The following is a 17,182-nucleotide window of genomic DNA, read 5'->3' on the forward strand; positions in this document are numbered from 1 at the left end:
TAACTTTCATATTTAGTACAGCCATAGGAATAAGGCTTTTTTAATTTTAAAGACAACCTAAACAACTTGAATGCTTAATTTAGTTCTCTTTGGCCCTCCAGGGGCGGGTAAAGGCACCCAATCTGAAAAACTGATTGCAAAATATCAGTTGGTACACGTTTCAACAGGCGATCTATTTAGAGCACACGTTAAAGGAGAAACAGAATTAGGAAAAAAAGTTAGTCAATTGTTAGCTGATGGAGAATTGGTGCCAGATGCGATTACAATTGCCATGCTTGAAGAAGAAGTAGATAAAAACCCTGATGCAAAAGGATTTGTATTTGATGGTTTTCCTCGAACGGTTCCGCAAGCAAAGGAGCTTGATTTATTTTTAGAGCGTAAGGACAGTAAAATCGCTGGTGTTATTGCTTTAGATGTTGATCAGGATGAATTAACAAAACGGATAGCTGAACGTCATAAAATTAGTGGCCGTCCAGATGATGATGCAGAAAAGTTAAAAAAACGCATTTCAGAATACTTCGATAAAACTATCCATGTATTACCTTATTACGAGGAGCAGGGGAAATTGAAGAAAGTAAACGGAATTGGTGAAATAGATAGAGTTTATAATGATCTTTGCGCTGTAATAGATCAGTTTTAAATAATCAATTTTTTTAAATATAGCATCCGCAAAAAAGGCATTAGTTGTTTTTTGCGGATGTTTGTTTTTTAGCGATTTTTGTAATCTAAAATCGTTAATAGTAAATACAATAAGAATTCATCGTCGATTTTTTTTAATCTAAATCGTCAATCTAAAATCGTAAATAATATGTCACAGGGTTCGAATTTCGTAGATTATGTAAAAATTTGTTGCCGTTCTGGTAAGGGCGGGGCAGGTTCAGCACATCTGCATCGTGATATTTTAACATCTATGGGTGGGCCTGATGGTGGTGATGGCGGTCGTGGCGGCCACATTATCGTTAAAGGTAGTAGCAACATCTGGACATTATTACACCTTAAATACCGTAAGCATATTATTGCTGAAGACGGTTTGGCGGGAGGAAGTTCACACAAATTCGGCCGACAAGGTAAAGACGAAATCTTAGAAGTTCCTTTGGGAACTATTGCTAAAGATGCTGAAACTGGAGAAGTTCTTTTCGAAATTACAAAAGATGGCGAAACTAAGATTTTAACGGCTGGTGGCCGTGGTGGTTTGGGTAACGCACACTTTAAAAACTCCGTTCAGCAAACACCACGTTTTGCACAACCCGGCGAACAAGGACAAGAAGTTTGGAACGTTCTGGAACTTAAAGTTTTGGCTGATGTAGGTTTGGTTGGTTTCCCGAATGCAGGTAAATCTACCTTGCTTTCAGTAGTTTCGGCTGCTAAACCAGAAATTGCCGATTATCCTTTTACCACAATTGTTCCTAATTTAGGTATAGTAAGTTATCGTGGTGGCAAGTCGTTCGTAATGGCCGATATTCCAGGTATAATTGAAGGTGCTTCGAAAGGAAAAGGTTTGGGCTATCGTTTTTTACGCCACATTGAACGTAATTCTGTATTGTTATTTATGGTTCCTGCAGATACGAGCCGTTCAATAAAGGAAGAGTATGAAATCCTTAAAAGGGAATTAGAATCTTACAATCCCGAATTAATGCAAAAACCACATGTTTTAGCTATTACCAAATCGGATATGTTAGATGAAGAATTAATGGCAGAAATGAAACAGGACTTGCCAAGTGTGCCATCAATATTTATATCATCGGTTGCCGAAAAGAATATTTTAGAATTGAAGGATATGCTTTGGAAAGCAATTGAATCTTAAGTTGAAAAATTGGGCAAGTAAGAAACAGTTTAAAGCTGAAATTTGCTTGCACAGTTAATCATTTTATTCAATTATTAAGATCTTATTCCATCTACAACATACCCCACCCATTCTTTTAAAAGTATTTCCCAAGAGCCTAGGGCCGAAGCATTTGGAATTATGAAATCACCAAACTCATACTCAACCACGCCTCTAAAATCTGTAGGATAATAGTCTAATTTATTTTTGCTTTGTTTGTTAAAGATAAGTTTAGTTCTAGGGATGTGCCATGCACTGGTAATAACCAAAACACTCGCTTGTGGTTTTTGCTTTTCAATTAAGGCTAAGCTAAATTTCGCATTCTCTATGGTGTTTCTACTTTGATTTTCAATTAATATAGTAGAGTCTGGAATACCAATCAGCTTTAAATAAGCCACTGCTAAATCGGCTTCCTTAACTTTTTTATCAATTAAATTAGAACTTCCGCTGCTTAAAAGAATTTTACCGATTTTACCGTTTTTGTAAAGCTCAATTGCCTGAAATAACCTATCTCCCGAACTTCCAAATGCGATTTTATTATTTCGTTTATTGAGCCCAGAGAATCCGCCCAGTACAATTGCTACATCATATTTTCTATCCTTTTGTGGATATCCAGATTCGTAAAAGTTGAAAATTTTTCCAACTATAAAAGCGTTAGAAAAAAATATTAATAAAGCTAACGCTGCAAAAAGCAGCCTCTTTCTGTTCGGTTCATATTTTTTGCAAACAGCTAAAATTAAGAGTAAGCAAATCCAAAGTATTGGTTTTAGTAGAAACAAGAGAATCTTCGAGAGGATAAATATCATAAAAAGCGAAATAGTCTTGTAAAACTAAGATTATTCCGCTAATTGTCAATTATCCTTGTCCTTCTTGCACTTGTCCATTTTCGTGCGCATGTTCTAAAATATCTTGCACATCCGATTTACGTTTCTTTTGTACTTTATGCTTAAAATGAGGCACCTCATGCTCTACAATATCTTCTTCAATAGCCTCAACGCCAAATACTTTTTCTTTTAACAGGTTATATTTATCCTGAAAACCAAAACGAAGATTTCTTGCTCCACCTGCAATTTTTCCACGAGTTCCAGCGCCACTATCTGGTGCAAATAATACACTGATAACCGCTCCAGCCGCTAAGCCTGCAACTAAAGCAATGGCAATTTGTGCGTTATTATGAGATTTGTGCGCTAAGTATTTTCCGATTAACTTTCTGTATTTCATAGCAATATATTTTAAAAAGAACAAATGCCATTTAATAATGTTTCGTTATTTTTAAATGAATGACAATTTCATAATCTTTAAAGGATTATTTGCTGAAGCGCAAATGCACAACATCTATTAAAATCAGTCCCGCTCTTCGTTTCAATCTTTTCAAACTCCTGTCATGCTGATACACGAAGCCTCTGTTTCATTTGTTGCAAATGCTTTGTGCCTGCGCATTACATCATATTTACGGTTACTGCACCAAAAAGTATTTTCACTTCAATCGGGGCTAAAAGGCAGAGGCAGATTTTTATTTTGGCGGTTTGCAGGGTGCTTAACCCATTGTTTATAAATCTGATTTTAATGAAAAGCACGCAAGCGAGGTACGAGTGCGGATTTGTAATGGTAAGCAGGACTGCAAACCTCCAAATAAACAGAACCTTTCATTTTCAATAAATTATTATCTTAATGTTTAAAATAAAACCAATATTTGATTTCAAATTTTAATAAACAATGGTAAAAGCAACGATAAATAAAGAACATTATGCTTGTTCGGTTACAAATGGCGCTCATGAAGTTATAGTAGATGAGCCTGTAGAATTAGGTGGAACGCATAAAGGTTTTGCGCCAAAAGGCTTGCTTATGGCTTCGCTTGCATCTTGTGTGGCCATTACGCTGCGCATGTATGTGGATAGAAAGGGTTGGGCGGTTGATAAAATTGAAGTGGAGGTAAATATGGGCATCGAAAATGCGCAAAACATTTTCCTCGAAGAGATTACTTGTACAGGCGATTTAACCGAAGAGCAAAAACAGAGACTGGAAGATATTGCGACGAAATGCCCAGTGAGTAAAATTCTTACGGCGGGTAACGAGGTTCGGTCGAAAGTGTTATAGTAAATGGTGCAAAACTCGTTTACCATTTCCTTAAAAGCTTTAATATCTTTGTAACTCTTCAATTTTGTGAAGTAAAAAATTATTTATGGCTACCGAAATTAAATGTCCAAACTGTGCTCATGTTTTTCCGATGGAAGAAGCAATGGCCGAAGATTATAAGAAAGAGCTGAGAGAGAAAGCGGCGGCTTATGCCAGACAAAAAGATGAAGAATACCAACGTAAACTTCAGGTTTTTGAGGCAGATAAACAGCAACAACAAAAAGTTTTCGACGCTAAATTGGTGGAAGAAAAGAATAAACTAAAAGGGGATTTGGAAGAAAACCTGCGTAAAAGTATCGCGTCGGATTTTGAAACCAAATTGCAAATGTTGGAAGGCAATGCAAAAGAAAACGAAGAGAAATTAAAACTTGCCCGCGAAAAGGAATTGGAGTTTTTGCGTCGTGAGCAAGGTTTGAAGCTAAAAGAGGAAGAAATGGAATTGGCTTTCCAACGTAAAATGCAAGAACAACGCAACGAGTTGGTGGAGCAAATTCGTAAACAAGAAGCCGAGAAAAATAGCATTAAAGATACCGAGCATCAGTTGCGTTTAAGAGAACTTGAAAAACAACTCGACGACCAGAAAAAACTGGCAGAAGAAATGAAACGCAAAGCGGAGCAAGGCAGTATGCAATTGCAGGGCGAAGTACAGGAGTTGATTTTGGAGGAATTACTGCGTAGTAATTTCCCATTCGATTTAATAGAAGAGGTTGGGAAAGGTGTTCGCGGAGCCGATTGTGTACAAGTTGTGCGTAACCAATTCGGACAGGAGTGTGGCAAAATTATTTATGAAAGTAAGCGCACCAAAGATTTCGGTGGCGATTGGATTGAAAAGCTGAAAAAGGATATGCGTAGTATGGGCGTTGATGTTGCGGTAATCGTAAGTCAATGTTACCCGAAAGGAATGGATTGTTTCGGTCAAAAGGATGGTGTTTGGATTTGCTCTTTCGAAGAAGTGAATGCAGTTGCTTATGTATTGAGAGACGGAATTTTGCGTTTATCTACAGCAATGAAATCTCAAGAAAATCGTGGCGATAAAATGCACATGCTTTATGATTACTTAACAGGAGTAGAATTTTCTGAGCAATGGAAAGCTATTCGCGAGGGTTTTATGAGTATGAAATTATCCATCCAACGCGAACGTGATGCAATGGAGCGTTTGTGGAAAGCCCGCGAAAAACAGCTCGAAAAAGTTTTGTTAAACGCAACACATATTCGTGGCTCGATTGAGGGTATTGCAGGTAGCGATAGTATTCAGTTAAGTTTGACTGATGATGAGGATGATACATTGTTATTGGATTAACTGGAAAAGTATGTCGTGCTTAATGGAGTGAAGATCGTGTAATAGCTGCGAAGTAAATCTGATGAAATAAAAGGCTGGCTTTTAGGTATAGTAAATCAAAAAAGTGGGTTAATTTTATGCAAGGCTTTTAGGTTAGGTATTCTTCACTGCGTTCCGAATGACAACAAATTAATATACGATAGTTCCCGAGCTAAATTCGGCATGGCGATAAATGAAACAGAATTATAAAATAAATTATATAAAGTGAATAAAAACCTAAACAACAAACCCTTTAACCTCTCAAAATTTATGGCATTAATTTGCCTTTTGCTATTTTTCGGGAACGTTTCCGCTCAGGAATTAAAATCGCCTGATGCAAATTTGATTGCAAATTTTTCTTTAGCAGATGGTGGTGTACCAACTTATAGCTTAAAGTACAAGGGCAAGGATGTTATTAAAACGAGTAAGCTTGGTTTGGAGCTTAAGGATGGTAAAAACTTAACCAATGGTTTTACAATAAGCGATGCCAAAACCAGCACATTTAACGAAACCTGGAAACCTGTTTGGGGCGAGGTAAAGCAAATTGTAAATCATTACAATGAGTTGGCTGTTACTTTAACGCAAAAGGAAACCAATCGTTTCATTATTGTTCGTTTGCGTTTATTTAACGATGGTTTGGGTTTCAGATATGAATTTCCAGAACAGAAAAATCTTGATTATTTCGTAATTAAAGAAGAAAAAACACAATTCGCGTTAGCTGGCGACCATAAAGCTTTTTGGTTACCTGGCGATTATGATACGCAGGAATATAGCACCGTAACTTCTAACTTATCAGAAGTTCGTGGTAAAATGAAAGATGCGGTTACACCAAATGCATCGCAAACTACATTTTCGCCAACGGGTTTACAAACGCCTTTAATGATGAAAAGTAAAGATGGTTTGTATATCAATATCCACGAGGCAGCATTAATTAACTATTCTTTAATGTCGTTAAATTTGGATGATAAAAACATGGTTTTAGAATCGTGGTTAACGCCAGATGCGGTAGGAGATAAAGGTTATATGCAAGCGCCTTGTTTAACGCCTTGGAGAACAATTATTGTAAGTGATAAGGCAGGCGATATTTTAACCTCGAAATTAACATACAACTTAAACGAACCTACAAAATTTAAGGATGTATCGTGGATTAAGCCGACGAAATATGTTGGCGTTTGGTGGGAAATGATTACAGGCAAAAGCACCTGGGCTTATAACGATTTAACCAGTGTTCAATTGGGTATAACCGATTATTCGAAAACTAAACCTAATGGAAAACATGCCGCAAATACTGCTCATGTAAAAGAATATATAGATTTTGCTGCTAAAAATGGTTTAGATGCTGTTTTAGTTGAAGGTTGGAATGAAGGTTGGGAAGATTGGTTTGGTAAGACGAAAGATTATGTTTTCGATTTTGTAACACCATATCCTGATTTTGATGTGAAAGAATTACATCGCTATGCGGCAAGCAAAAACATTAAAATGATTATGCACCACGAAACTTCTTCATCGGTTCGTAATTATGAAAGACACTTAGATACCGCTTACAAATTTATGAAAGCAAACGGTTACGATGCTGTGAAAAGTGGTTACGTGGGCAATATGATTCCTCGTGGCGAACATCATTATGGTCAATGGTTAAACAATCATTATTTGTATGCGATTGAAAAAGCTGCAGAATATAAAATTATGGTTAACGCCCATGAGGCGGTTCGCCCTACTGGTTTGGCCCGTACTTATCCTAACTTAATTGGAAACGAATCGGCCCGTGGAACAGAATACGAAGCTTTTGGTGGTAATAATGCCGACCATACGACCATTTTACCTTTCACGCGTTTAATTGGCGGTCCGATGGATTATACGCCAGGTATTTTCGAAACCAAAGTAAGTGCATATAATCCAGAAAATAATTCATTCGTACATACTACAATTGCCCGTCAGTTGGCGCTATATGTTACCATGTATAGTCCATTGCAAATGGCTGCCGATTTACCAGAAACCTATAATAAATATATGGATGCCTTCCAATTTATTAAAGATGTAGCGGTCGATTGGGATGATACTAAAGTTTTAGAAGCAGAACCTGGCGATTACATCACTTTTGCCCGTAAAGCAAAAGGCAAAAACGATTGGTTTGTTGGTAGAACGAATGATGAGGTTGCCCGTACTTCGAAGATTGATTTTAGCTTTTTAGATGCTGGTAAAAAATATACAGCAACCATTTATGCTGACGCAAAGGATGCGCATTACGAAACGAATCCAAAAGCTTATACCATTCGTAAAATGGAAGTAACCAATAAAACGAAATTAACATTGAATTGTGCTCCAGGTGGTGGTTATGCAATAAGTATAATGGCGAAATAAGTTTACTGATTTAAACGCAAAGAGCCTAAAGTTCTTCGCGAAACTTATAAGTTTATTTCAAGTCGTTCCTAATGGGACGACTTTTTTGTTTTAATGATGATTTTTAAAAAAAAATGCTCCCAAAGATTTCGCTGATTTCAGCCGATTTATGATTTCCTCTATGATTTATTATAGATGTTTCGTTATTGCGAAAGCACGAAGCAATCTTAAAACCAAAAAGTTTCAATAGCTACCGTGTTAGGATTGCTTCGTGACTCGCAATGACGTGCATGGTAGTAATAGTGGTAGAGTTTTATCTAAAAAATCCATCTTCGCTTTCTTTGCGTTTTCACTTTTTGTACTTTGCGGTTAATAATTCAAAGTTATAATCATGGCCAGAAAAAAAAATCACATCGAATTACAGTTTTTAAGCGAACCATCTGATGTAAATTATGGAGGAAAAGTGCATGGTGGAATGATGATGAAGTGGATTGATCAAGCTGCTTTTGCCTGCGCTTTACAATGGAGCGACTCTTATTGTGTAACGGTTTATGTGGGTGGAATTAGATTTTTTCATCCAGTTCACATCGGTCATTTGGTTAAAATGGAGGCTCGCATAATTTATACAGGAAAAACCAGTATGCATATTGCTGTCGATGCCTTTTCAAAGCCTGTTGGTCAGTCAGAATTTGTTAAAAATACCCACTGCATAATAGTTTTTGTCGCTGTTGATGAAAACGGACAGCCTAAAACAATTCCATCTTTCACTCCCAAAACAGAAAAAGAAAACGCGATGCATGGTTATGCGATAAAACTAATGGAACTTCGAAAAAGCATCGATAAAGAAATGGAACCTTACATCGTTTAAAATACAAATTCCAAGAGTTAATTAAGCCCTGCTGCTGTTGGGTCGAATTTACTAAAAAGAGTTATCCAGGTGAAAAATTCACCTTCAACTTAACAAAGTTAAATATTTAGTAAAAAAGAAGAGGTTATAAAAAGCAAAAGGCCCGGAAAAAATTCCTGGCCTTTTTGCTTATCATATATTTGGTTAGTTGATTCTTATTTTTTATTTCAACAATCTGCCTTCTCTCTAATTTCGAAACAAATGCAAACCTCAGTTAATAATGTGTTTTAACTATGTTTTGCAGTGTTTTTGTTTTGTGGTTATAAAGATAAGGGAAATTTTAAATTTGTCAAGCTTTTTTTAACTTTTTTTTTATTTCTTTTGCTACCACCTGTCCAGAGATGATTGCAGGCGGTACGCCAGGGCCTGGAACCGTTAATTGGCCTGTAAAAAAAATATTTTTTACTTTGCTTTTCATTTTAGGTTTCAAAAAAGCCGTCTGTTTCAACGTGTTAGCTAATCCATAGGCGTTTCCTTTAAAGGCATGGTAGTCTTCAATAAAATCATTCATAGCATAGCTTCTTTTAAACAAAATTGCATCGCTAATATCGTTACCTGTTAAATCTTTAAATCGGTTAATCAGCAAATTAAAGTATTCTTCTCTTTTGGTTTCGCTGTCTTTCAATCCAGGTGCAATCGGAATTAAAAAAAATAAATTTTCACAGCCCTCAGGCGCAACCTGTCGATCTGTAATCGAAGGACAACAAGCATAAAATAATGGTTTCGATGGCCATTTTGCTTCCGTATAAATTTCTTCGGCGTGCTCATCAAAGTTTTCGTCAAAAAATAAATTATGATGAAGGATATTAGCAAGCTTTTTATTTAAACCTATGTAGAACAAAAGGCAAGAAGGTGCCATTGTTCTTTTATCCCAATAATCTTCACTGTAGTTTCTATTATTTTGACTTAAAAGATGTTGTTCTATGTGATTATAATCGGCATTTCCGACAATAAAATTGGTTTTAAAAGTTCCCTTATTCGTTACAATTTCTTCGGCAATATGATTTCTTACTTCAATTTTTTGCACCTCTGTATTGAAATGAAAATTTACACCTTGTTCTTCGGCAATACTTTTCATGGCAGAAACAATTTTATGCATGCCACCAATTGGGTACCAGGTGCCTAAAACCAAGTCGGCATAGTTCATTAAACTATATAATGCTGGTGTGTTTTGTGGTGTGGCGCCTAAAAATAGAACTGGAAACTCTAAGAGTTTTCTAAGTTTATCATTCTTAAATAGGGTATGAACATGTTTGCGCATGTTGCCAAGCAGTTGTAATTTAATTCCACTAATGGCCAGCCTTGGGTCGAAATATTCCATAACGCTATGCGAAGGCTTAAAAACATATTCGTTCATGCCTACATCATATTTGTATTTAGCTTGAGCGAGAAAAAGTTCTAAATTTTTACTGCTGCCTGGTTCAAGAGTTTCGAATAAACTATTCAGAGCATCTAAAGTTGCTGGAACATCTAAAACATCATCTTTACCAAAGTATATCCTGTACGATGGGCTAAGTCGTTTAAGTTCATAGAAATCGGAAGTCGTTTTGCCAAAAAGCTTAAAATAGTTTTCAAAAACGTCTGGCATCCAATACCAACTTGGCCCCATATCAAAAATAAAACCGTCTTTTTCCCAAGTTCTGGCTCTTCCTCCTGCCATTTCATTTTTCTCGAGAACAGTAACCTCGAAACCATCCTTGGCTAACAAAGCGGCTGCAGCCAAACCAGCAAAACCAGCTCCAATTACAGTCACATCAGCTTTTTTATTCATTTTGTAAATAAAGCAATTTTAAAGGGTTTTGTTTGAATTTTTAATGGTGGTTTACAGCATTTTCGTTTAGTTGGATTTTTAGCTACCGAAAGGCGATTGATTATTTCTGTCCTTGTAGCACTATAATTATGTTTTATTAACTTTACCCAATCAATGAAATATAAAAGCCTAATTTTTTTTCTTCTAATTTTAATAAGTAGTGTTGTAAAAGCACAGCTTTCTACTAAAGAGATTTCGGTACTTAAAACCAATTTGGTTAAAGCAGTAGAAAGCTCGAAACTAACCGATTCGCTTTATAAAAAACTAATTAAGCTCCCAAATAAAACTGCACTAATAACCGCATATACGGGTACTTTGGAAGCGCTTAAAGCTAAGCACTCCTGGAATCCTTACAATAAAATTAAATATGTAAAGGTTTCGCTTAAAACCATGCAGAAAGCCATTAACATGGATAAAGAAAACATGGAAATTCGTTTTATGCGTTTTTCTATCGAGCATTTTACCCCATCGTTTTTAGGTTTTAGTAAAGATTTAACGGCCGATCGAAAAGAAATTGTTAAACATTATCAAAACAACAACTTTGGCCTCGCCGATGAAATTCTGATAAAAAATGTTGCCAAATTTATGATCGACAGTGAGCGTTGCACTGACGAAGAAGTTAAGATTTTTAAGAAATACATTTAAATGAATTATATTTATTTACTCATCAACATTGCCGTATTATTCTTTCCGTTGGTTTTATCTTTTGATAAAAAAGTGCATTTCTTTAGTAAATGGAGATTTGTTTTGCCCGCAATTTTAATTACAGGCTTGGTTTTTTTGGTATGGGATTTACTTTTTGTAAAACTAAATGTTTGGTCATTCAATCCCGACTATTTAATTGGACTAAGCTTTTTTGGTTTACCATTAGAAGAAATTTTATTTTTTCTGACCGTTCCATATGCTTGCATATTTATTTACGAATGCTTAAACGCTTATTTTCCATCAAATTATTTACAAAAATACAGTTTAGCACTTAGTCATTTAATATTGGGCATTTCTATCGCAGTTTTATTCTTCGGTTTTAACAGATGGTACACGCTTATAAACTTTGGTTTCTTGTTTTTAGTGCTGGTTTATGTAGAGTATGTAAATAAACTTAGATTTATGTATAAGTTTTATAGAGCATATTTGGTTTCGTTAATTCCGTTTTATATCGTTAATGGTTTTTTAACTGCAATTCCTGTGGTTATTTATAACAGTAAAGAAATTTTAGGCTTTAAAGTTGGTACAATTCCTTTTGAAGATCATTTTTATTTAATGAGTTTGCTGCTAATGAATATTTATTTGTACGAATTTTTTAAAAGTAAGACTGCTAAAAAAGCGTGAGCTTAATAAAATTAGAAAATGAGCGTTAGGTTAATTTGGCGCTTGCCGTCCTGACATTTGCTATAGCCCTCATAGCAAAAATTTGGGGCTGCCGCTATTGTCTGCTTTAAACACAAAGTTTGCGTCAGGCCAACCGTAAAAATAAATTTCCTCAGTTGCCATTTAGGAGCGGTTGTAGCGCTACCCTGCTGTACCGAGGTAAGAGTTTGCTAAGCGTAAAACGGGAAGTAACGTATTATTTTGTAAAACAATTGCGCTTCAAAATCACATTAGAATATTAATTTAAATGGATTTACCAGTTTATACCAAACAACAACTCGCTTTACGAAACGGACAAGATAAACCGCAGATTTGGGTAGCCTACAAAGGTTTTATTTATGATATGACCGAAAGCCGCTTATGGCGAAATGGCAGGCACTATGAACATTGGGCGGGGCAAGATTTAACTGATGAATTGTCTGATGCACCACATACAGAGGCCGTTTTTGAAAAATTTGTGCCAATTGCCGTTTTAGCTTAAACGGTATTAAGTTTTGTTAAAGTAGATTGCTTCAGCTCTTTAAATTCTGATGGTCTTTTGCCAACCACTTTGTAAAACGTATTGCTAAAGGATGAAATACTGTTGTAACCAACTGCGTAAGCAATTTCGCTAATGGTTAAATCAGTTTCTAATAATTTCTCCATCGCTTTAATCATTCTCGCCAGTTTTAGGTATTGGAAAAAAGATGTTTCTAATGCCGATTGAAATAACCTAGATAAAGTCCGTTCGCTAAATCCCATAGTTTTGCTTACGCTTTCCAGGCTTAATGCGTCGTTTGATAAATGATCTACAATATGTCTTAATGCTGGTCTTAATCTTTGGTTTTCGGTTGTTGGTAAAGCAATTGGCAAAGGATGCTCGCTTACAATTGGAAGAATGTTTTTTAGTGTACTTAAAAAATCGTATTCCTTCGTTTTGGGCTCGATGTTTCCATTCCATCTTTCCGAAAACAAGAACATCTCCAACAGCAAATTGTTTACAGGGTAAATTCCAATTTGCTTGTAAAATGGGTTTTCTTCATCTGTTGTGGTATCGAAGTAAATATTACGAACAATTGCTGCATGATAGCGGTGTTGCAAATGATGTTCTACACCAGCGGGAATCCAAACGTAATGCCTTGCGGGTAAAAAGTAGGATTTTTCCTTAGTGTACAAGAAAATGATTCCACCTTCTACGTAAGTGAGCTGGCCTTTTAAATGAGCATGATCTTTAAAACGGTCTTCGAACCGACTATGCCAAACATACATAGTTTCTGGTTTTTCGTCGATTGCAAATAAAAGGTCTTCATTGCTAACTTTTATCATTTGGCTGGTTTGAATAAATATATGTCGGTTTAGATAAAACAAAGAAACAAATCTCTATCGAAATTTGCAGCATTAATTAATGAATATGAATTTTATAAGGTATAAAAGAAATTTATGGCTGTGGATGGCTTTTCTTTTATTAACGGTTTTTGCTCATGCGCAAGATATACAAAATGATAATTTAACCATTAATCGGGTTTGGGCGCTTGTTGATAGTAATAGCAAAAAACTTGAAATGCAAAATATTAACATCGCCGCAAATGAGGCACACTTAAAGGTGAGCAAGGCGGAACGGTTACCAGAAATTTCTGCTGGCGGAACTTACGCATACGTTTTTCCATTACCCATTTACGAAAATGGTTTGTTTCATACGCCATCTCAATTTCCAGTAGTATCCACTTATTATAAAGCTGGAGCAGACGCCTATTTAAATATTTATAACGGTGGTAAAACCAATACCGAAATAGCGGCATCGAAAGTAGAATATGAATTAAGTAATGTGCTAAGAAATCAAAGCAGACAAGAAATTCATTACACAGCCGCGGTTTATTTTTACGATGTTTTTCGAAATATTTCTTACAAACGATTGCTGGAACAAGATATTAGAGATCGGGAGAAACAGCTAGCGGAAATTAATCAGCTCTACAAAAACGGAGCGGTTTTAAAAAGTGATGTTTTGAGGGTAGAGTTGCGTTTATCGAAACAGAAAATGCTGTTAACTGAAATTGAAAACAGTATAAAAATTGCTTCTCAAAAACTAAATATCTTAACTGGTGGAAAAGACGACGAACTCGTAAATCCTCAAATCTCAGAATATGAAACCGATGCTATTGCATTGAAAGAAATTGATAGTTATTTCGACTCAGCCAAGGGATCTTCTTATAAACTCCAAATTTCGGAAAAGGAGCACGAGCTGGCTAGGTTAAAGTTGAAAAACGTGAAGTCGAATATTCTGCCTACGTTGGGCTTTTTTGGTGAGTATGCTTTTGCTTATCCTCAAATTCAGTTTTATCCTTATACACTTTCTTTATATAGTAACGGGATGGTTGGTTTGAAGTTGAAAATTCCGATTTCAAGCTGGTACACCAATCAACATAAAGTTAAAGAAGCGCAAATTAGATTACAACAACAAGAGGTGGAAGATGAGGAAGTAAAAGATAACATTCGCCAGGAAGTTCAGGAGAACTACATTAGATATAGAGAATCGGTACAACGGATTAATCTGGCTGAAGAAAATATTAAACAAGCTTCAGAAAGTTATCGTATTGTTCAAAATACTTACTTCAATCAATTGTCGCTTCTAACCGATCTACTCGATGCAGAAACGCAATTACTTCAATCTAAATTTGAGCTGACCACAGCTAAGGTAAATGCTAAAATGCAGTATTATCAATTACAAAAAGCCATAGGAAATTTATAAAAATGAGCACACATATACAAAGTAAATCTGATAAAATTATCAGTAAAGTAACAACCGTAATTGCTGTAGTCGTACTCGTTGTTTTGTTAATTTGGGCAGGTAAAACATTGTTCGGTTACTTGAAATATGAAGAAACAAACGACGCACAGATAGACGAATATATTAATCCAGTTGCGGCAAGAGTAAGCGGTTACATTAAAGAAGTTAGGTTTGAAGAAAATCAGGAAGTAAGAAAGGGTGATACACTTGTTCTAATTGATGATGACGATTATACTGTGCAACAAGATGAAGCATCTGCATCATTATTGAATGCTAAAGCGCAAATTTCTGTTCAGCAAAGTAATGTAAGAACGGCTCAAAGTGTAGCTTCGGTTGCAAATGTAAAAATTGTTGCCGCCAAAGCAAAGCTTTGGAAAGCACTAACCGAGTATAAGCGTTATAAAAAACTATTTGATGCAGAATCGGCAACTAGGCAACAGTTAGAAACTATTGAAAGCGTGTGGCAGGTAGCGGAAGCAGAATACCAAGCAGCGAAAGAAGATTACGTTACAGCAATTTCTAAAACTAACGATATTAAGGCACAAAGTCATGTGCTTTTATCTGAAATAAAAAGGAGGGAAGCTGTGGTGAAAAGGAATACCTTAAATACATCGTATACGGTTATTGTAGCACCTTACAATGGGAAAATGGGCAGAAGAACGATACAAGCAGGCCAATTGGTTCAAAATGGACAAACCTTAGCGTATTTAGTTGATAGGAGTGCAGGGAAATGGGTTGTGGCAAATTTTAAAGAAACACAAATTGCTAAAATGCATGTTGGCGAAACCGTAAATGTTGAGGTAGATGCATTTCCGAATCAAATTTTTGCAGGTAAAATCGAATCACTTTCAGGAGCTACAGGTTCAAGATTTTCGTTATTACCTCCAGATAATTCCACTGGAAATTTTGTAAAAATTGCTCAGAGAATACCAGTTCGTATTCTTTTAAACAAGAATGATAAAGATTTAGATTTATTAACTGCAGGCATGAGCGTAAGTGTTAAGGTTAAAAGAGAAGGTCAGAATGATTAATAGTTTATCCATATTTAAAGTTAAAGTACCCGAATGGTTAATTGTTACCAGTATTTTTATGGTGCTATTGTCATCTGTTTTACTTTTTGCTTTGTCTACAGCCGACGGAACTGCCGCCGCAGGGTATTACGGAGCAGGACCTGCAGACATTCAATTTTCTATGCTGATGTTTTACGCTGCTGTTGCAAGTTTTGCTGTTGTAGAACGAAGATTTTTCTCACGTGTAGTAACTAAAGATTACCTCTTAATCTGTATAATTCTCGAAATTATAACAGCATACTGGTGCTTCAAAACCCGCGATATGTGGTTGATTTTCGCTCTCCGCTTTTTACAAGGGATTGTGAATTGCGGTTTAACAAGTATTTCTCTTAATTTATTGTTTAGTAGGTTAAAATCAGAACATGCTAAAGAAACAGGCTACACTATATTTTATGGAATGATACTTTGCGTATCGCCTGTAACTGCACTTTTTTCAGCTCCATTAGTAGAGAATTATGAATACAATGTTGTTTATAAAGCCATTATATTTTGTTTCTTACCAAGTGCCGTGTTACTTTTTACAATAATGAACCGTAGCCATGCCATGCGCAAAACGCCACTTTATAAGATAGATTGGATGAGTTTTGTCCTTTTTTCTACCATGTTAGTCCTTATCGCTTATGTATTAATTTATGGGCAGCAGAAAGATTGGATGGATGATTCAAGTATTCTTTATTCAATCTCGTCTATAGTATTTTTATCTATAGTCTCGATACTTAGACAACTTACTTTAAAAAGACCTGCAGTTAATCTATCCGTTTTTAAATACCGAAATTTTATCATTGGAATTGTATTTCTGGTTGTTTTATACATTATTCGTGGCGCTTTTAGTTTAACATCTTCGTATTTTGTTATGGTTTTAGGGATGGATTCCCTTCATGCCAATGAAATTATGATTTTCAATGTAGCAGGCGTTATTACGGGATCATTGATTGCAATTAAATTCTTAATCAGGCAAAAACATTTAAGAATTTTATGGATAGCGGGTTTTCTGCTGTTGTCTTCATTTTTCTTTTGGATGTGTTTACTTTTTGCGAATGAAGCAGGCACAACTAATTTCTATTTACCGTTATTTTTGCAGGGCGTTGGCGCAGGTATGCTCATGTCTCCTGTCGTAATGTTTATTATGTCTTCAGTTCCAGATGCTATGAGCCAGTCGGCTGCTTCTGTAGGAATTTTTGTTCGTTTTGCTACCTTTAGTTTGAGCTTGGCTTCCGTCAATTTTTATCAATTGTATTTCAAGGGGGTTCATTATGATGATTTGAGAAGCAATCTTTCTATTCTTGATTTTAACTTACCCGAAAGATTAAAATTGTATCAAGGCATATTAACCTCCAAGGGGATGCCAAGCGATGAAGCTGGAAAAGCGGCAGTTGGTCTATTAAGTAGAGCCGTTCAGAAACAAGCTTTTTTGCAATTTTGTGTAAGTTATTACGAATGGATTGCCATATTATGCTTAGCGACAATTTTATTAATCACTTTGCAGCCAGTAATTAGTAGGACGGCAATTAATTTGAGAGGTAAACAACCTGCTGCGGTAGGTTTTTAAGTTGCTTTTAAAAAAAAAGCTGCCTCTTATATAAGAGGGCACTGAAAAAGTAGACATAAAATTTGTCTTCAAACAGAAAAGCGGATGAATAGCTCTTA

Annotated in this window: 16 protein-coding genes; 12 read left to right on the top strand and 4 right to left on the bottom strand. The window is 35.8% G+C overall.

Annotation, left to right across the window (positions count from 1 at the left end; translation table 11 throughout):
• The first annotated feature begins 70 nt into the window (after positions 1-70).
• Positions 71-640, top strand: coding sequence for an adenylate kinase (locus ABD692_RS06490; RefSeq protein WP_344765908.1), 570 nt, complete (start codon positions 71-73; stop codon positions 638-640).
• A 168-nt stretch (positions 641-808) separates the two neighbouring features.
• Complete coding sequence (gene obgE / locus ABD692_RS06495) at positions 809-1,804, top strand: GTPase ObgE (protein ID WP_344765909.1); 996 nt, start codon at positions 809-811, stop codon at positions 1,802-1,804.
• Positions 1,805-1,878: 74 nt separating this feature from the next.
• On the opposite strand, the gene ABD692_RS06500 is transcribed toward obgE, so the two are convergent.
• Together ABD692_RS06500 and ABD692_RS06505 are read right to left on the bottom strand one after the other, a co-directional pair.
• Positions 1,879-2,628, bottom strand: coding sequence for a YdcF family protein (locus ABD692_RS06500; protein ID WP_344765910.1), 750 nt, complete (start codon positions 2,626-2,628; stop codon positions 1,879-1,881).
• Positions 2,629-2,677: 49 nt separating this feature from the next.
• Positions 2,678-3,043 (bottom strand): YtxH domain-containing protein, encoded by a 366-nt coding sequence (locus ABD692_RS06505; protein ID WP_344765911.1) that lies wholly within the window; start codon positions 3,041-3,043, stop codon positions 2,678-2,680.
• Between the two features lie 495 nt (positions 3,044-3,538).
• On the opposite strand from ABD692_RS06505, the gene ABD692_RS06510 reads away from it, so the two are divergent.
• From ABD692_RS06510 to ABD692_RS06525, 4 genes are all read left to right on the top strand, one after another.
• Positions 3,539-3,919 carry an OsmC family protein gene (locus ABD692_RS06510; protein WP_316763451.1) on the top strand — a complete coding sequence of 127 codons (381 nt, stop codon included), beginning with the start codon at positions 3,539-3,541 and terminating at the stop codon, positions 3,917-3,919.
• Between the two features lie 85 nt (positions 3,920-4,004).
• Entirely contained in the window at positions 4,005-5,258 is a 1,254-nt protein-coding gene (locus ABD692_RS06515) for a DUF2130 domain-containing protein (protein WP_316763448.1), read from the top strand.
• A gap of 288 nt (positions 5,259-5,546) precedes the next feature.
• Positions 5,547-7,637 carry a glycoside hydrolase family 97 protein gene (locus ABD692_RS06520; RefSeq protein WP_344765912.1) on the top strand — a complete coding sequence of 697 codons (2,091 nt, stop codon included), beginning with the start codon at positions 5,547-5,549 and terminating at the stop codon, positions 7,635-7,637.
• A gap of 370 nt (positions 7,638-8,007) precedes the next feature.
• Entirely contained in the window at positions 8,008-8,484 is a 477-nt protein-coding gene (locus ABD692_RS06525; protein ID WP_316763444.1) for an acyl-CoA thioesterase, read from the top strand.
• Between the two features lie 328 nt (positions 8,485-8,812).
• On the opposite strand, the gene ABD692_RS06530 is transcribed toward ABD692_RS06525, so the two are convergent.
• Entirely contained in the window at positions 8,813-10,294 is a 1,482-nt protein-coding gene (locus ABD692_RS06530; RefSeq protein WP_344765913.1) for a phytoene desaturase family protein, read from the bottom strand.
• A 153-nt stretch (positions 10,295-10,447) separates the two neighbouring features.
• Between ABD692_RS06530 and ABD692_RS06535 the strand changes: the two genes are divergently transcribed.
• From ABD692_RS06535 to ABD692_RS06545, 3 genes are all read left to right on the top strand, one after another.
• Positions 10,448-10,978 carry a hypothetical protein gene (locus ABD692_RS06535; protein ID WP_344765914.1) on the top strand — a complete coding sequence of 177 codons (531 nt, stop codon included), beginning with the start codon at positions 10,448-10,450 and terminating at the stop codon, positions 10,976-10,978.
• Positions 10,979-11,662, top strand: a complete 684-nt coding sequence (locus ABD692_RS06540) for a lycopene cyclase domain-containing protein (protein WP_344765915.1) — start codon at positions 10,979-10,981, stop codon at positions 11,660-11,662.
• Positions 11,663-11,948: 286 nt separating this feature from the next.
• On the top strand, positions 11,949-12,182 hold the full coding sequence (locus ABD692_RS06545) for a cytochrome b5 domain-containing protein (protein WP_344765916.1): 234 nt from the start codon (positions 11,949-11,951) through the stop codon (positions 12,180-12,182).
• Here ABD692_RS06545 and ABD692_RS06550 read toward each other — a convergent pair.
• Positions 12,179-13,006: a helix-turn-helix domain-containing protein gene (locus tag ABD692_RS06550; RefSeq protein ID WP_316763430.1), complete on the bottom strand. Its 828-nt coding sequence runs from the start codon at positions 13,004-13,006 to the stop codon at positions 12,179-12,181. The two genes, ABD692_RS06545 and ABD692_RS06550, sit on opposite strands and share 4 nt — an antisense overlap.
• An 85-nt stretch (positions 13,007-13,091) precedes the next feature.
• On the opposite strand from ABD692_RS06550, the gene ABD692_RS06555 reads away from it, so the two are divergent.
• Genes ABD692_RS06555 through ABD692_RS06565 form a run of 3 tightly spaced genes read left to right on the top strand, consistent with a single transcriptional unit; the run spans position 13,092 to position 17,084 of the window.
• Positions 13,092-14,426, top strand: a complete 1,335-nt coding sequence (locus ABD692_RS06555; RefSeq protein WP_316763427.1) for a TolC family protein — start codon at positions 13,092-13,094, stop codon at positions 14,424-14,426.
• 2 nt (positions 14,427-14,428) lie between these two features.
• On the top strand, positions 14,429-15,496 hold the full coding sequence (locus tag ABD692_RS06560; RefSeq protein ID WP_316763423.1) for an HlyD family secretion protein: 1,068 nt from the start codon (positions 14,429-14,431) through the stop codon (positions 15,494-15,496).
• Positions 15,489-17,084, top strand: coding sequence for an MFS transporter (locus tag ABD692_RS06565; RefSeq protein ID WP_316763420.1), 1,596 nt, complete (start codon positions 15,489-15,491; stop codon positions 17,082-17,084). The genes ABD692_RS06560 and ABD692_RS06565 overlap by 8 nt, the downstream gene beginning before the upstream one ends.
• The last annotated feature ends 98 nt before the right edge of the window (positions 17,085-17,182 follow it).

Origin of the sequence: Pedobacter ginsengiterrae (assembly GCF_039537385.1) — a bacterium.
Lineage (GTDB): Bacteria > Bacteroidota > Bacteroidia > Sphingobacteriales > Sphingobacteriaceae > Pedobacter > Pedobacter ginsengiterrae.